15 protein-coding genes and 3 pseudogenes are annotated in these 13,678 nt (G+C 69.6%); 12 read left to right on the top strand and 6 right to left on the bottom strand.

Annotated features, from left to right (window positions below):
- Positions 1-143 precede the first annotated feature (143 nt).
- The 3 genes from ACFVXK_RS16650 to ACFVXK_RS16640 all read left to right on the top strand — a co-directional run bounded on the left by ACFVXK_RS16650 (position 144) and on the right by ACFVXK_RS16640 (position 1,545).
- A complete protein-coding gene (locus ACFVXK_RS16650) occupies positions 144-485 on the top strand; it encodes a hypothetical protein (protein ID WP_389612279.1) in 342 nt (113 codons plus the stop codon).
- 9 nt (positions 486-494) lie between these two features.
- Positions 495-623, top strand: coding sequence for a hypothetical protein (locus tag ACFVXK_RS16645; RefSeq protein ID WP_389612277.1), 129 nt, complete (start codon positions 495-497; stop codon positions 621-623).
- 472 nt (positions 624-1,095) lie between these two features.
- The gene (locus tag ACFVXK_RS16640; RefSeq protein WP_389612275.1) at positions 1,096-1,545 is read left to right on the top strand and encodes a hypothetical protein; all 450 of its coding nucleotides are present in this window, start codon (positions 1,096-1,098) and stop codon (positions 1,543-1,545) included.
- Between the two features lie 425 nt (positions 1,546-1,970).
- Here the strand turns inward: ACFVXK_RS16640 and ACFVXK_RS16635 are convergent, their stop codons facing one another.
- Positions 1,971-2,258 (bottom strand): helicase associated domain-containing protein, encoded by a 288-nt coding sequence (locus tag ACFVXK_RS16635; protein WP_389612273.1) that lies wholly within the window; start codon positions 2,256-2,258, stop codon positions 1,971-1,973.
- 1,570 nt (positions 2,259-3,828) lie between these two features.
- Here ACFVXK_RS16635 and ACFVXK_RS16630 point away from each other — a divergent pair.
- The gene (locus tag ACFVXK_RS16630) at positions 3,829-4,311 is read left to right on the top strand and encodes a hypothetical protein (protein ID WP_389612271.1); all 483 of its coding nucleotides are present in this window, start codon (positions 3,829-3,831) and stop codon (positions 4,309-4,311) included.
- Positions 4,312-4,331: 20 nt separating this feature from the next.
- Here the strand turns inward: ACFVXK_RS16630 and ACFVXK_RS16625 are convergent, their stop codons facing one another.
- Positions 4,332-4,967 carry an HSP18 transcriptional regulator gene (locus ACFVXK_RS16625; protein ID WP_389612269.1) on the bottom strand — a complete coding sequence of 212 codons (636 nt, stop codon included), beginning with the start codon at positions 4,965-4,967 and terminating at the stop codon, positions 4,332-4,334.
- A gap of 158 nt (positions 4,968-5,125) precedes the next feature.
- Here ACFVXK_RS16625 and ACFVXK_RS16620 point away from each other — a divergent pair, with 158 nt between their 5' ends.
- From ACFVXK_RS16620 to ACFVXK_RS16600, 5 genes and pseudogenes are all read left to right on the top strand, one after another.
- The gene (locus ACFVXK_RS16620; RefSeq protein WP_389612267.1) at positions 5,126-5,566 is read left to right on the top strand and encodes an Hsp20/alpha crystallin family protein; all 441 of its coding nucleotides are present in this window, start codon (positions 5,126-5,128) and stop codon (positions 5,564-5,566) included.
- Between the two features lie 106 nt (positions 5,567-5,672).
- A pseudogene (locus ACFVXK_RS16615) lies at positions 5,673-5,843 on the top strand (DUF2267 domain-containing protein); the annotation flags it as partial.
- Positions 5,836-6,244: pseudogene (locus ACFVXK_RS16610) on the top strand (DUF2267 domain-containing protein). The pseudogenes ACFVXK_RS16615 and ACFVXK_RS16610, both read left to right, overlap by 8 nt.
- A gap of 1,718 nt (positions 6,245-7,962) precedes the next feature.
- Entirely contained in the window at positions 7,963-8,307 is a 345-nt protein-coding gene (locus tag ACFVXK_RS16605) for a MerR family transcriptional regulator (protein ID WP_384583095.1), read from the top strand.
- A gap of 240 nt (positions 8,308-8,547) precedes the next feature.
- Positions 8,548-8,751: a cold-shock protein gene (locus ACFVXK_RS16600; RefSeq protein ID WP_019072426.1), complete on the top strand. Its 204-nt coding sequence runs from the start codon at positions 8,548-8,550 to the stop codon at positions 8,749-8,751.
- 533 nt (positions 8,752-9,284) lie between these two features.
- On the opposite strand, the gene ACFVXK_RS16595 is transcribed toward ACFVXK_RS16600, so the two are convergent.
- The 4 genes and pseudogenes from ACFVXK_RS16595 to ACFVXK_RS16580 form a co-directional block, all read right to left on the bottom strand.
- Positions 9,285-9,986, bottom strand: a complete 702-nt coding sequence (locus ACFVXK_RS16595; protein WP_389612264.1) for a histidine phosphatase family protein — start codon at positions 9,984-9,986, stop codon at positions 9,285-9,287.
- Positions 9,987-10,260: 274 nt separating this feature from the next.
- Positions 10,261-10,689: a hypothetical protein gene (locus ACFVXK_RS16590; RefSeq protein ID WP_389612262.1), complete on the bottom strand. Its 429-nt coding sequence runs from the start codon at positions 10,687-10,689 to the stop codon at positions 10,261-10,263.
- 137 nt (positions 10,690-10,826) lie between these two features.
- The gene (locus ACFVXK_RS16585; protein WP_389612318.1) at positions 10,827-11,645 is read right to left on the bottom strand and encodes a glutamate ABC transporter substrate-binding protein; all 819 of its coding nucleotides are present in this window, start codon (positions 11,643-11,645) and stop codon (positions 10,827-10,829) included.
- Positions 11,646-11,825: 180 nt separating this feature from the next.
- Positions 11,826-12,017, bottom strand: a pseudogene (locus ACFVXK_RS16580) (transposase); the annotation flags it as partial.
- A 167-nt stretch (positions 12,018-12,184) separates the two neighbouring features.
- On the opposite strand from ACFVXK_RS16580, the gene ACFVXK_RS16575 reads away from it, so the two are divergent.
- From ACFVXK_RS16575 to ACFVXK_RS16565, 3 genes are all read left to right on the top strand, one after another.
- Positions 12,185-12,370: a hypothetical protein gene (locus tag ACFVXK_RS16575; protein ID WP_389612260.1), complete on the top strand. Its 186-nt coding sequence runs from the start codon at positions 12,185-12,187 to the stop codon at positions 12,368-12,370.
- Between the two features lie 460 nt (positions 12,371-12,830).
- Complete coding sequence (locus ACFVXK_RS16570; RefSeq protein ID WP_389612258.1) at positions 12,831-13,196, top strand: hypothetical protein; 366 nt, start codon at positions 12,831-12,833, stop codon at positions 13,194-13,196.
- Between the two features lie 258 nt (positions 13,197-13,454).
- A complete protein-coding gene (locus ACFVXK_RS16565) occupies positions 13,455-13,616 on the top strand; it encodes a hydrophobic protein (RefSeq protein WP_389612256.1) in 162 nt (53 codons plus the stop codon).
- The last annotated feature ends 62 nt before the right edge of the window (positions 13,617-13,678 follow it).

The following is a 13,678-nucleotide window of genomic DNA, read 5'->3' as shown; positions in this document are numbered from 1 at the left end:
GGACAGCGGGCGCGAGGTGGGCGGGCTTGGACGTTTGGGAGCATCTGCGGTCTCCTTCTGCGATCTTGTGGCTCGCCCTGGGTATGACTGGGGCTTCCAGTGCCGTGGGGTCCAGGTGTCGGCTGGGTGAAGGCAGGGCCGCGATGACGTCGCTCTTTGAGCGTCTGGACACGGAAGAGGCCATCATGCGCGAGGAGTTGTCCGTGCTTCGCGAAAAGGTTGCGGCAGCCGAGGAGCGGCTGGTCCACCTGACGATCACGCGCGAGACCCTCCGTTCCCTGACAGGAGAGGATCACGCTGGCGACGGCAGCACCGGACCTCAGGCGCCGGAGCAGGCTGCGGCAGGTGGCGTGGACTCCGCGGATGCGCCGACGTCCGAAGCGCTGCCCGGCGGAGTCCCGGATCCCGGTACCCCGCCGGACTCGTCGGGGCCACTGGAGTTGACGGTGGCCGTGAACGGATGCTGGCGCTCTGACACCTCATAGGGGCGGCGGGTGGAGACAACCCAGTCCCGGTTGAAGCGGCTGGTGAAGGAGGGCCTGGTCGTGGAGAACCCCACCGCCTGGTTCGCGATCGCCCCGGCCGCGGACACGAGCGAGAGGGAAGGGGCCGCCGTGGCGTGAGCGCGGCCGCGAGCGCGCGGCATGTGAAGGGTGGCACCGCCGAGGGTTCAGCGCGGCGGTGCCGGGTTGCGTGACCGCCCAGCTGAGGGTGGCTTCCGCATGTCCGAGCGTAGTAGAGGCTCTCTCCGCTCGGCGTCCGGAGCCACGAAGTTCGTCATGCCCGTTGGCTGACGTCCGCAGGGCCCGCCCGGTGAACTCGGCGGCCGCATGGTCGGTGCCATGCTGCGGGCCCTGACCGCCACGCCCGGTGTCCCGGTTCCCGACGGCCCCCGCGCCTGGGCGACGGCTGCCCGCTCCCGCTCCACCCCCCCGCCGCCGCGGCCCCCGGACAGGCTGACTGAGCATCGGCTCGTCAACCCCCGAGAAGGCGCCTGACAGAGGGTCCGGGTCAGCCGAAGTCACCTACTCATAGGCTATTTTGACTGGTCTTCTGTCTTAAACCGACTTTCATTACGAACTAGGGGAGAACGCCATGAGCATCACCAGGACTGCACGTAGGACGCGGGCCGAGATCGCCGTATCCATCGCCGCCCTGGCCGCGGGCTCACTCATACTCACCGCCTGCAGCGGAAGCAGTGACAGCGCTGGCAAGCTCGACGGTACCTACTACATCAAGGACGTCAACGGCACGTCCGACCTCGGCCAGCTGGTCGTCAAGGGCAACAATGTCTCGCATCACGAGTACGAGTGCGATGGTGTCTACGACAAGGCGGACGTGACCAGCACCGGCGAGTTCAACAAGGATCAGTCCCAGATCATCTGGACGGTCGCCGGAGACGACACCCGCAACAAGCGGACCGGCACCGAGCCCATCTCAACCAGCAGCACCTCGATCAGCGTCAGCGGCAGCGTGTACGTACGTGACAACTCCGATGCGGGCAAGGCTCTGCTGGACGCCTTCAAGGCCAAGTGCAAGAAGTAACGTCGACGTCCCGCTCGGCCAGCCAAGCAGCGCAGAACCCCGTGGACATCGCGTACACGGGTTCTGTCCTTCCTCGCCTGGCCAGAGGCGGGCGCCTTCGTCCAGGAGCTGGGCGAGGTAGGCGTAACGTAATGCCGCTGCCAGTCCACGAGGTCCCGTACCCCACACCGAAGGCGCCTACCCCCTCGGACGGTGGCTGTCGGACCAGAGCCCCAGTGTCGCCGGGTTCCGGTCCTCATCGATCGCGGCGAGCTCGGAGGTCCGGGTATGTCAGGCCCGGTCGGCGGATGTAGCCACCCCGGCCGGGACGTACGGCTCAGCCTTCGGCCGGCCCCCGTCCGGCGTCCGCCGCGGTTTGCAAGTCCCCGACCCGAGGGATTGGCGTGAGGCCGCCCTAGCGGGTCGGCGCGGCGCGAAGGCGCCTGTCACGCCCGGTCCACGCCCAGCTTCGCGAGGGCAGCGAGCTGGCCGGCGGTGAGTTTGTTCCGCCGGCTCTCGGTGTTGGAGACCCACTCGCCCAGCTTCACGATCACCGGCTCCGCGTCGCCAACGACCGCGATCTCCTCCCCGTGCGCCCGGGGCACCCGCCGGTCCGCGCCTTCCCGCTCCACCCACTGCGTGAGCGCTGCCAGGCCCTGCTGGACGACGCCGAGTGGGCCCTGGGAATCGAGGGGGCACCGCCGCGTGATCTCCAGCTGACGGTCGGCGTCCATCACGACCGCGCGGACTCTGCCCGCCGGCTGAGCCGGGCCGGCGGCACCGGCCCGCGGACCAGCGAGGTGCGGAACCTCAGACTCAAGCAGCAGCGCGCGGGCGCCGAGCAGCGGCCCGCGGTGCTGGAGCCGGGCGCATGGGGGCAGATCCCGCTGTTCACGATCCCCAGGACTCTGACAGCAGACACGGTCCGGGCGGTCGCGGACCGGCCGGTTCCCGGGTGGGAGAAAGCCCAGGCGGTGCTCGAGGAGATCGCCGCCGAACAGGGACTGAGCCGCGGGAACCGCTACCGCAAGGCCGCGCTGCTGCGACTAGCGCTGGCGGTCCGCGCGGCCGAAGGCACCCGGCTCCTGCCCGAGGTGCTCCTCCGGGACCTGCCCGCCTGCCGCGACACCACCCGCCTCGTTCTCCAGCGGGCCGGGCTGCTGGCTTCCGAGCCGGAACCCCTGCGACTGCTCCCAGCGAGCCGGCGCCCACCCCGGACCGTGGCAGTCCGCACACGACCCCGGTGCAGGTCGCCGCGGTCGTGTGCGGACTGCCAGGCGTGGATGCCCTCTGGACAGTACGGTTCCCGCTGCACGCCCTGTCGGCACTGGCGCGAGAAGCTGACGCGGGGCACCTGCGCACGCTGCCACCGGCAGGAACTCCCGCTGCGGAAGGGCCGCTGCCGCGGCTGCCGCCCGTACCGTCTCCTCGACGACGCCCAGCCCGCCACCACCCGGTACACACAGCTGCTGATCGATGTGGCCGTCCGCGGGTCTGGACCGCCCCCGCCGATCCCGGTCGACGAGCCGTCCCGCGCGGAACCTGCCGCTCGCTCCGGTGCACACCGCTGCCGGGCAGGAGCAGCTGTTTGCCATCCGGCGCGACTGGACGCGACTGCTGCCGCCTCTCCAGGGCGGAACACGGCCGAACTGGTGCTGAACGGGACGGCTGCACGGCTGGTCGAGGACTTCAGCCGGGTTCTGAACGAGCGGCAGTCACCCAGTCACAACAGCAACATCCGCACCCTGAGCATCCTCGTCCACTGGTGCGGCGCCCAAGCCGCCATCTCCGAGCGGGACATCCACGACCTGGCCCGGAACGGACCAGATCTCACGGCCAAGACCGTCTGCCAGTTCCTGCGCGACCGGGGCATCCTCCTCCAGGACCCCGACCTCCATCGCGACGTCGATCTGACGTGGATCGACATCACCCTCGCCGCGCTGCCGGAGATCCTCGCCGACGAGGTAGGGCAGTGGGTGAAGGTGCTACGGAGCCGGGGGCGCCACGAGGGCGAGGTCCGCGGCTACGACGCGATTCGCCCGTACCTGGCCTCCCTCCAGCCCGTGCTCACCGCTTGGGCAGAGGCCGATGTGCTCTCGCTTCGAGAGGTCACCCGGCATCACGTCGACGCGGCCGTGACCTGCCATTCCGGACGTGCCCGCAGGCAGCTCGCCCTTGCCTTGCGCAGCCTGTTCAGGACGCTGAAGCGGGAACGGGTGGTCTTCCGCGATCCCGCCCAGCACCCGCGTCGGCAGCCCGACGGGGATCCCCAAGCCGATCCCCAGCGACCTGCTGGCCAACGCGTTGCGGCAGACGAAGACGCCGCTCGGGCGTCTGGTCCTCGTCCTGGCCGCTGTCCACGCCGTGCCCGTCCACGAGCTCCGCACGATCCTGACCTGCGACCTGGATCTCGCGCGTGGCACCCTCGTCATCCGCCGCGGCCTTCGACGGCACACCCTCTACCTGGACGAACTCACCCACCAGACCGCGGCCGACTGGCTTGACTGCCGGCACCGCCGATGGCCTGCGTCTACCAACCCACGCCTGATCGTCAGCCAGAGATCGGCGCTCGCCCCTGACCATCCCCCTGTCGGCAAGACCCTGCTCCGAGACGGCGTGCCCCAAGGGCTGACCCTGGTCGGCCTGCGCCAGGACCGCATCCTCAACGAGGCAGCCGAAACCGCAGACCCCCTCCGGCTGATGAGGCTCTTCGGGATCACAGAGAAGACCGCCATGCACTACGTCACCGCCGCCCACCCCGAACGCACGGTGAGGATGCCCAGGTGAGGGGGAGGCGAGGTTGTGTGTTACGCGCTCCGCTGGTCACGGGTGTTTTGGCGGAGTTGCTCGGTGTGCCGGGTCAGGGTGTCGATGTGTTCGGCGAGGTGGGCGTCCTGGGGTCGTAGGTGTGCTCGGGCAGCGGCCAGGGGTTGGACCAGGCGGGCGGCGTCGTTGTCGGCGAGGGTCAGGTTCAGCTCGCCGATCGCGTGGTCGGCGCCGGTCTGGAGGCCGGTGAGGGCGGTGATCTGTGCGGCGATGCGTCGGAGGTCGGCTGCGTTGGCGCGTGCCCAGGCGGTGACGGTGCGGTCGGCGGCGCGGGTGTTGCGGGTTGCCTGGATGCGTTCCTCGCCGGTGCTTCCGGCGGCGCCGGGACGCAGGCGTAGGTAGCGGCGTTCGGCGGCCTGCCGGCTGGCGACGCCCAGGGGTTGTGCGAGGTCGGCCCAGCTGGCTCCCTTCCCGCGGGCGGTTTCGATCAGGCCGCTCTCCCAGCCGGCGAGCTGCTCGCGGACCTCGCGGAGCATCAGCAGTGCGGCCAGGGCCGGGTGCGGACCGGAGGCTTCGGCGGGCGGTGCTGCGGTCGGCGTCGCTGGTGAGGACTGCTGTGCCTCTTCCACGGACCGGTTGATGGCCTCCAAGGCCGCTGCGGCGGCGTGGAAGGACACGGGTACGGGGGGTGTATCTGCCGGGGTCACGGCACACTCGTCGTCTTGTCATCCTCCAGATGACTGCCTGCTTGTCATCGTTTCGATGACATGTTACAACGGTGGCACGTTGAAGCGCATTGGCAGTTTCTGCCTGAACCAACTGGAGGTGTTTCGCGATGTTGATGCGCACCGACCCGTTCCGCGAGATGGACCGGATCGTCCAGCAGCTGTCGGGTGCGTCGGGGACCTGGTCGAAGCCGTCGGTCATGCCGATGGACGCCTATCGCGAGGGCGACGCGTACGTGATCGCCTTCGACCTCCCCGGCGTGAGTACCGAGGCGATCGACATCGACGTCGAGCGGAACATGCTGACCGTGAAGGCGGAGCGCCGCCCGGTTGCGAAGGCCGACTCGGTGAAGATGGAACTCTCCGAGCGGCCGCTGGGTGTCTTCTCCCGCCAGATCATGCTGGCCGACACCTTGGACACCGAGCACATCGAAGCCGAGTACGACGCGGGTGTCCTGACCCTGCGGATCCCGATCGCCGAGCGCGCCAAGCCGCGCAAGATCAGCATCGGCACCGCGGCCGACACCGGCCCCCGGCAGATCTCCGCCTGAAGCGCACCAGCAGCCGGCGGAGGGCGGGCAAGAGTCGATCCCCCTCCGGCACCCGCCCTCCGCCACCCCATGTGACCTGCTTCACCCCTTCCCGGAGGTGATGTCGATGTCGATGCGCAGGGAGTCGTTCCTGGCCCACGTCCAGGAGCGCGGCGAGTACGAGACCGCGAAGGAAGCCGACCGCGCTGCCCGTGTCGTTTTGGCCCTGCTCGGCGCCCACCTCGTCGGGACGGTCCGGGCCGAGCTCGCTGCCCGGCTCCCCGAGGCGTATGGCGTTCGACCAGATGCTGGAACGAGTGCGCTACGAAGGCGCCTACCCCACCCGCGAACGTGCCGCGGAAGCCGTCCACCAGGTCCTGGCCGCCCTCGGCCGCCAGCTCACCGGCTACGAACGCGTCGACCTCGCCCAGCGGCTGCCCGTCGAAGCCGCCCTCATCCTGACCGCCCAGATCCCCGACACCCAGCACCTCACCGGCTGGGGCTTCCTCAAAGACCTGGCAGCCCGCACCGGTGTGAGCCCGGCTGTCGCCTGCTGGGACATCGGCGCCGTACTCGCCGTCGCCACCCGCCTCGCCGGCCTCGACCTCCTCGCCCGCATCCTCGGCCAGCTCCCCGACGACTACGCCCCTCCTCTTCGGCCGGGCACAGCTGCGCCGCCCCGAGCCCGCCGCCGCCTGACCGGCGCCCCGGCACCCGGCACATGAGAAACGGGTCCGGGACCGCTGCTGCGGTCCCGGACCCGTCGCCTGAGGCGGAGCCTCAGTGCTTGAAGGTGCCCTTGATCTCTCCAAGGCCCGGCGGGCATGTCCCTTGGCCTGGTCGCCCTGGGCTCGGCCGTCTGCCCACCAGGCACAGCTGATCACTGCCTGCTCAGGAGAGAAGGTCACCAGCGAAGCGTGGATCACGAGGGGGCCTTTCTGCTGCGGCCAATTCGACTTGCTCTTCCCGTGATCGGCCTCACCTCATCAAAACGATTCTTCCGCTTCTCGGACACCCGCCGTCGCAGGCGGCCAGGCGATCTGTGCTTTGGCTGCTTCCCGGGCACCGCTGGATAGCCAAGGAGAGGTGCCTCTGCAGGGCGCCGCCTCGACCGTTCAAGAGGCGAGGGGCCGATCTTCGGCCTCTCTTCGCGACCCGTGTCTGACCTTCGTTCGCCAGGTCGCGGTCGTCCAGGTATCCGGAAGTGACCCTTCCGAGTCCCCGGGCCTTGCATCGGCCCAAGGGCCTGCTCGGCGGGTGCGCGGAGGCGGTGGTGGCCCTGGCCCTGGGGTAGCCGGGACGGCCCGAGGCGGGGCCGGCTCGAGGAACGTCTCGTGGGCTTCAACGAGGTCGGCTCATCCGGGGAGCATCGCCGTGTGGGCGGCGGGTGCGGCGGGCTCTATCGGGGCAGGAGGGCGCGTACGGTCTTGCCGCCTGTGGGGGCCTCGGTGACACGGGTGGTGCGGGAGAGGCGGTCGACCATGGGTCAGCCGAAGCCGCCCGTGCCGCGGTTCAGGTCGGGGGTCCGCAAACGCGGCGCCTGCGGGCTCGGATCGTGGACGGCCACCTCTGTCGGCGGCCTCGGCCCCGAGCGGGGGGACCGGGACCTCGAGGAAGTCTCGGGTTCGCTCACGAGCGTCGGCGGTAGTGGCGGTGGGGCACGCGGCCCCTACATGGACGCTCATCATGTCCATCGCCTGCCCCCGGCTCCCTGAAGTGCCCCGCCTGGGACCGCCCGTGCTTGTGCCCCGTCCGGGGGAGGACAACCCTGCGGCCACCGCTTCCATGCTCCTCGGTGGGCGCTGTTCGGCATCGATTACCTCATCCGCGAGTCTCCGTAAATCTACGTTGGCCGAGATAGACATTGGATGGTGATGGCGGTATTGTTCTTCTCGTAGCCCGAAGAGATCGAAGGGCCCGGCAGAGACGAACTGCCGGGCAGTAAGACCCGTAGTTGCAGTGCGCATGACGGTACGGTGACGGAGTTTCGAAGCCAGGTTGGTTGCAGGACGGCGACGGGACTGGTCACCGGACCGGGCGGCCCGCAGTGATCAGGGGCCGCCGGCGGCAGTACAAGCAGTTGACGCAGTGGTTGCAGTACCCAGCAGTGCAGGACGCAGTACAAGCAGTTCGCAGTACCCGTTGGTAAAGCAGTTGATCACCGAGGGAAGAACGGAGGAACGAGACGCCATCAGGATCGCCCGGGAGGAAGCAGATCCCGGGTACCGCAGGACATCGATAGTGAGGTGGTCTCCGGTCAAGCAACCGCGATCCCCGCAGCCCCGACAGCATTCTGGTCGAGGCGGCGGACACAGAAGGCCGACGCATGATCAGGGTCGGCAGATGGTGTAGCAGTTCCTTCGGGGCCCTGGCGCGATAGGCGTCAGGGCCCCTCCACGCGTTTCGAGAGAGGTTCCATGACAGCACCGGATCCGACAGGCCCGCTCGACGGCCACCTGGACGACGACGACTACCCCGCCTACACCATGGGCCGGGCCGCCGAAATGCTCGGCACTACCCAGGGCTTCCTCCGCGCCATCGGCGAAGCCCGCCTCATCACCCCGCTCCGCTCCGCCGGCGGACACCGCCGCTACTCCCGCTACCAGCTCAGGATCGCCGCCCGAGCCCGGGAACTCGTCGACCAGGGCACCCCCATCGAGGCCGCCTGCCGGATCGTCATCCTCGAGGACCAGCTTGAAGAGGCCCAGCGGCTCAACGCCGAATACCGCCGTGCCGCCGAGGAGCATCCGGCCGCGCCCTGAAACGGCCGGCGCCAGGTGCCGCCGGCACGGGGGTGAGGTGCTGCTGTGTCTCGACCTCTCCGGTCTGGTGACAGGGTGTGTCTGCGTGTACCGTCTGGGTCAGCTGTCGTGGTTCGGACGTTGCCGTTATGCCCACGCCTTCGGCGAGGGTCTGTTGCTGTGCTGTGCCGCAGGGACCAGGGCGATCACCTCCGCCTCCCGCATGGTGCGGGAGGCATCCATCGACTGGAAGGCACGGATATGGCTACGGGAACTGTGAAGTGGTTCAACGCGGAGAAGGGCTTCGGCTTCATCGCACAGGACGGCGGTGGCCCGGACGTCTTCGCCCATTACTCGGCCATCAACTCCTCCGGCTTCCGTGAGCTCCAGGAGGGCCAGGCCGTGACGTTCGACGTCACCCAGGGCCAGAAGGGCCCGCAGGCGGAGAACATCAACCCGGCCTGACCCTGTCCACCACCGCCCGCAGACCAGCGGCTTACCGTGCTCGAAGAGAAGGCGCCTCGAGCAGCGAACGAGCACGCCTGACGCGGGTGGCGGGCGGAGGTAGGAGGAACGAGATCGGGGCCGCGCGGCTCTTGCCGCACGGCCCCGATCCATGTCCGGGCCGGCAGCCGAGACGAGTTCGCCCCGCCCCGCGACAGCGGGTGATGCGGTGCGCGGATGTCCACGCGCGGACAGGCCAAGCGACAGCGGGCCGACCAAGAACACCTCCCCATCATTCTCAGCCTCGGTGGAAACCCCACCAGCCCGCAGAACCTGTGGCCGAAACCCCGCTACCAGGCGGGCGGTTCCACCGCCGTCGACAAGGGCCGAGTCCCAGCTCCAGGCGGCCTGCGCCGGAACCATCCGGCTCGCCCCGGCCCAGCGTGCCGTCGCCACCGACGGGACCACCGCGCTGGCCGCCGTCGGCATCAGCTGACCTCGGCCGCGCATCGCCCGATCGAGCGGAGCGGGATCGCACGTGCTGAGCCACCCGCTCAGGCGTCTGTGTCGAGGAGGCGCTGGTCGACTTCCTTGAACGACCAGGTTCCTGCGGTGCGGGTGAGGACCCAGACCAGGTCGAAGCGGTCCGGCCAGGAGGTGGGGGCACCGCTGCGCGGTGCGAGGGCCTTCGCGATCGTGGGGATCCGGGAGTGCTCCCAGCAGATCAGCACGGGGCCGGCGGCCGCCGAGACGGCCGCCGCCAGATCGGTTTCCTTCGACTCGGCGTAGGTGAGGTCGATGGACAGGCCGAGTTGCCTGGCCAGCGGGGTGACGGTCTGTCGCATCCGGTGGCCTCCGGCGTCCGGCCCCTGATCGGTGGCGGCATACACCTTGACGGGCCGCTCCAGCCCGGCGGCCGGCTTCGGGGCGAACAGCCGCGGCAGGGCGTTGGCCCGGGCCCAGCCCCGGTCGGTCAGGGAGTGACTGTCCGGCTTGCCGTTGTCGTCCCTGCCCTTCTCGCTGCCGGTGGGCTTCTCACCGTGCCGGATGATCATCACGACCAGGTCGCCGCTGCCGCTGCCGCTGCCGTCTCCACCGGTCGTCGCGCCAGGCGATGGGCTCGGCGCGGACGGCGGCGGGGTGGCGCTCTTGCTCTTGGAGGCGCAGCCGGCCACCAGTAGGGGCACCGCCCTCAGCCCCCCGATCACACTGCGGCGGCTGAGCGCAGAAGACCGTCCCTCGTAGTCGTGGACCATGCCTCGTGACTCCCCGTTCGGTGCGGTGCCCACCTCTGGGCCGAGCACAGAGGAGCACATTCGTCGTGGCCCGAGCAACCGACCCGCCCGTCCCCAGTCGCTACAACGTCCTCGTGCATGGTTGGCGGTGCGACGCCGGATCGTGATCCCTGATCCTGTTCGTGTCGTGGGGAACGTGTGCCGTGCAGCGATCGTCGGCGACCGGAAGATCACAGGTCTGGCCTGTTGGTTCGGCGTCGACCGTTCCACGATCACCCGGGCAATCGGTCACCACCTACAGGCAGTCGGGGCCGGTGTTCCCGGCTCGCGCGGCTGCCGCCGCCTCCAGCAGGGGCCAGCCGTCGATCTCCACCGTCCGCCGCTCCACCGTCCGCCGCTCCGCCGGTTGCCACCCACGGTCCAGTGCCACGTCGAGCAGGGCCCGGACGGCGCCCGGCTCGTGCAGGTTCAGGTCTGCGCCCTGGGTGAAGCCCACGTCCCCGGAGCCGAGGGGAGCCCCGCCAGGGACGTATCGGCCTGGCCCGTGGGCAAAGACGATGCGCAGCGGCCCGCCGGTGCCGGCCGGCTGCGGGGACAGGGTGATGATCTGGCGGCAGTCCACAGACCGGCCGTCATGGTCCCTCCGGTGGCTGTGGCGCATCGTCCACAGGTATACGCGCCCGTCGGCCACCAACCGACGGGGCTTCTTCGAATGACGAGGCACGCGGCCGAGGGTACGCGGCCTGATGCACACCAGGAGGCGGCCGCGCAGCGGCATACCGAGGCCGCCGTCGCACCAGTGGAGCCACAGGCCTGACAACTGACGCGCAGGCGTCCGCGTACGCCCGGGGCGTGGTGTCGTCAGCTGCTCGCGGAGGTGATCTGCGGGGCGGGCTCGTGCTTGAAGTTGGCCCGGCCGAAGTTCTTCTTCACGGCCGCGTCCCAGGAGCCGTCCTGGACCATCTTCTTGAGGGCGGCGTTGATCTTGGCGTGCAGGTCCCGGTTGCCCTTCTTGATGCCGATGCCGTAGCTCTCGTTGCTCAGGTTCAGCCCGACGAGGCGGAACTTGCCCGTGTTGCCCTTCTGGGCGGCGTAACCGGCCAGGATCGCGTTGTCCGTGGTCATGGCGTCGACCAGGCCGTCCTGGAGGGCGATCACGCACTCCGAGTAGCCGTCGAGCTCGAGCAGGCTGGCCTTCGGCGCCAGGCTCTGCTTGATGTTCTGCGCCGAGGTGGAGCCGGCGGTGGAGCAGAGCCTCTTGTTGTTGAGGTCCTCGGCCTTGGTGATCGTGGCGTCGTCGGCGCGGACGAGCAGGTCCTGGTGGGCCGTGAAGTACGGGCCCGCGAAGTCGGCCTTCTCCCGGCGCTTGTCGTTGATCGAGTAGGTCGCGGCGACGAACTTGACCTCGTTGTACTGGAGCAGCAGCTCGCGGTCGGAGGTGTCGACCCGCTTGAACTCGATCTGCTCCGGCTTGTAGCCGAGTTCCTTGGCGATGTACCTGGAGACGTCCACGTCGAATCCCGAGAAGGTGCCCGCCGCTTCGCGCAGGCCGACACCGGGTTGGTCGAAGGAGATGCCGATGGAGAGGGTCCCCTTGGGTCCTTCGTTACCGCCGCAGCCGGTGGCGGTCAGGGCGAGGCCGATCACAGCAGCCATCGCGCCAGCCTTGGGGACCTTCATGTTGCAACTCTTTCCTCGGGGGCGCGGGACGCGGAGCGGGATCGCCGGTGCGCGGGGAACCGCGGGGTACGTAGAAGCGTCAAGACGCGTGTACGAGGAAGCTAAGAATGCTGCCGCCGCGGTGTCACTGGATCTTGGCAAAACTTGAGGTAACGATCCGGCTCGACCGGTGCGCAGAGCGGTGGTCAGGCCCTTCGCGGACCGGGAGACGACCAGCTCGTCCACGCCGGTCAGGCACCTCTGTCGCTTCTTGGCGATCTTCGGCTCGAAGGATCCGTCCCGGTCCCGGGGCGCGGATGTCCCCACCGGGCCGACATCGGCGAGGACGGTCTTCGCCCGGGTGCCTTTGCGGCTGTTGCCGCCGTGCTCGCCGGGGAACGTGCTGCATGCCCGGCATCTGCTGAACCGCTCCGCCCGCACCACGACCGTCCAGAGACTTCCCGCATACCGAATTCCGCTGTAGGTCAATGCGGCGACCGCGCCAAGGTGTGCACCTGCCTGTATGAGTGGTACACCGACAACACCTGGCGGCAGCAGGCATGCTCGGAGATACCGAGACGCTCAAGCCGGGGGGCGGCAGCGTCCAGCGCACGGTCGCCCGCCGCGACTGCCGCGACACCCAACGCACGTCGTGGCGAAATCACGTGGACGTCGATGTGATCGGCGAGATCGGCACCGGGGAGAAGCCCATGAACCAGGCTGAAGTGAACTGCCGCGTGTACTGAAGGGCTCTGTCGGCCACCATTGGCGGTGGGTCGTCCAGTCCCGTCGGGAGGGGGAGCGGCATGTCGGAGCAGGGCGCCGTCGCGCAGCCGGGCGTGGCGCCCGCCGCTCGCCGCACCGCGGGAACCATGTTCGCCGCACTCTACGGAGAGCTCGTCGCGCACGCGTGGCACGATCCCGCGTCGGAGCGCGACGCATACCAGCTGTTCCATCAGCGGTCGCCGGCGATGGGCTGGCTCGACGACAGGGCGGGCTCTGAGGACGTGAACGCCTCCGGCCAGCGCACGCATGCAGCGCCAGGGCTGTGGGCCATGAACGACGCGGGATGGAGCCGCCCCCCTGCGCTGCGCGCAGGACACGACAGAACGGATCGGCGCCGCGCACTTCACCGCCGTCCAGGTTCTTCTGCCGGTGCAGGGTATCGATGCCTCGGCTCGGACGCCGTACGCACTGGTGCCCTCCATGCGGACACCGGACTGGCTCGGGGAGTGCGACCCCGGGGCGCGGGAGCCGGTGAAGGTGCGCCTCGACGGCGGCCTCGACCCGGCGATCTCCGTGATGGCGCCACAGCTCGCCCGTCGCATCGTCCCTGCGGACCAGCATGTGTTCGCCGGCCGGATCGACGAGGCCGTTCCCCCAGCGGCCTTCCCGGCGCCGCCGCTCGACGACCGCTTCTGGGACGGTCCACCCTCGCAGAGGGTGACTCTCTCCGGCGCGTTGGCGGAGTGGTCCTGTGACGCCGTCGGCTGGCTCGCTGCGACGGTGGCCGACTCTGCCGCTCACGTCGGCATCCGTACATCGGTGCTGTTCACCGTAGTACGGGGCTGACCGTCGGCAGGCCGCGCTGCCGGAACGACCTCTGAGAGGCCTACGTCGCCACGGCGGCCAGGGTCGGCCGGGCGCCGGGCGATGCGTCGGCCGCCCGGGACCGGCGCCGGCCGAAGCCGTCACCACCGGGCCGGTTCGCCCGGGCGGCGGGATGATCCGGCGGACCCTTCTGCCCCGTCCGGTGCATAAGAAACCCATAAATATCATGCGCATGACTGGGCGGAGGGAGGGCAGGAGCCGCTTCGGAGGTTGATAATCATGGTTCCCCTGCTTCTCGTTCTTCTGCTCGCCCTGATCCTGTTCGGGGTCGGCTTCGCGGTGAAGGTGCTCTGGTGGGTAGCCCTCGCGGTCCTCGTCCTCTGGCTGCTCGGATTCGTCGCCCGCCCCAAGGGCGGCACCGGCCGCTGGTACCGCTGGTAGCCGTACGCGGCGCATGGCGGTGGCCCGCACCCCATGCCGGGGTGGGGGCCCCCGCGCGGTCC

The sequence above is a fragment of the Streptomyces sp. NPDC058157 genome (genome assembly GCF_042884105.1).
Lineage (GTDB): Bacteria > Actinomycetota > Actinomycetes > Streptomycetales > Streptomycetaceae > Streptomyces.
This window is presented reverse-complemented; position numbering and strand designations above follow the sequence as displayed.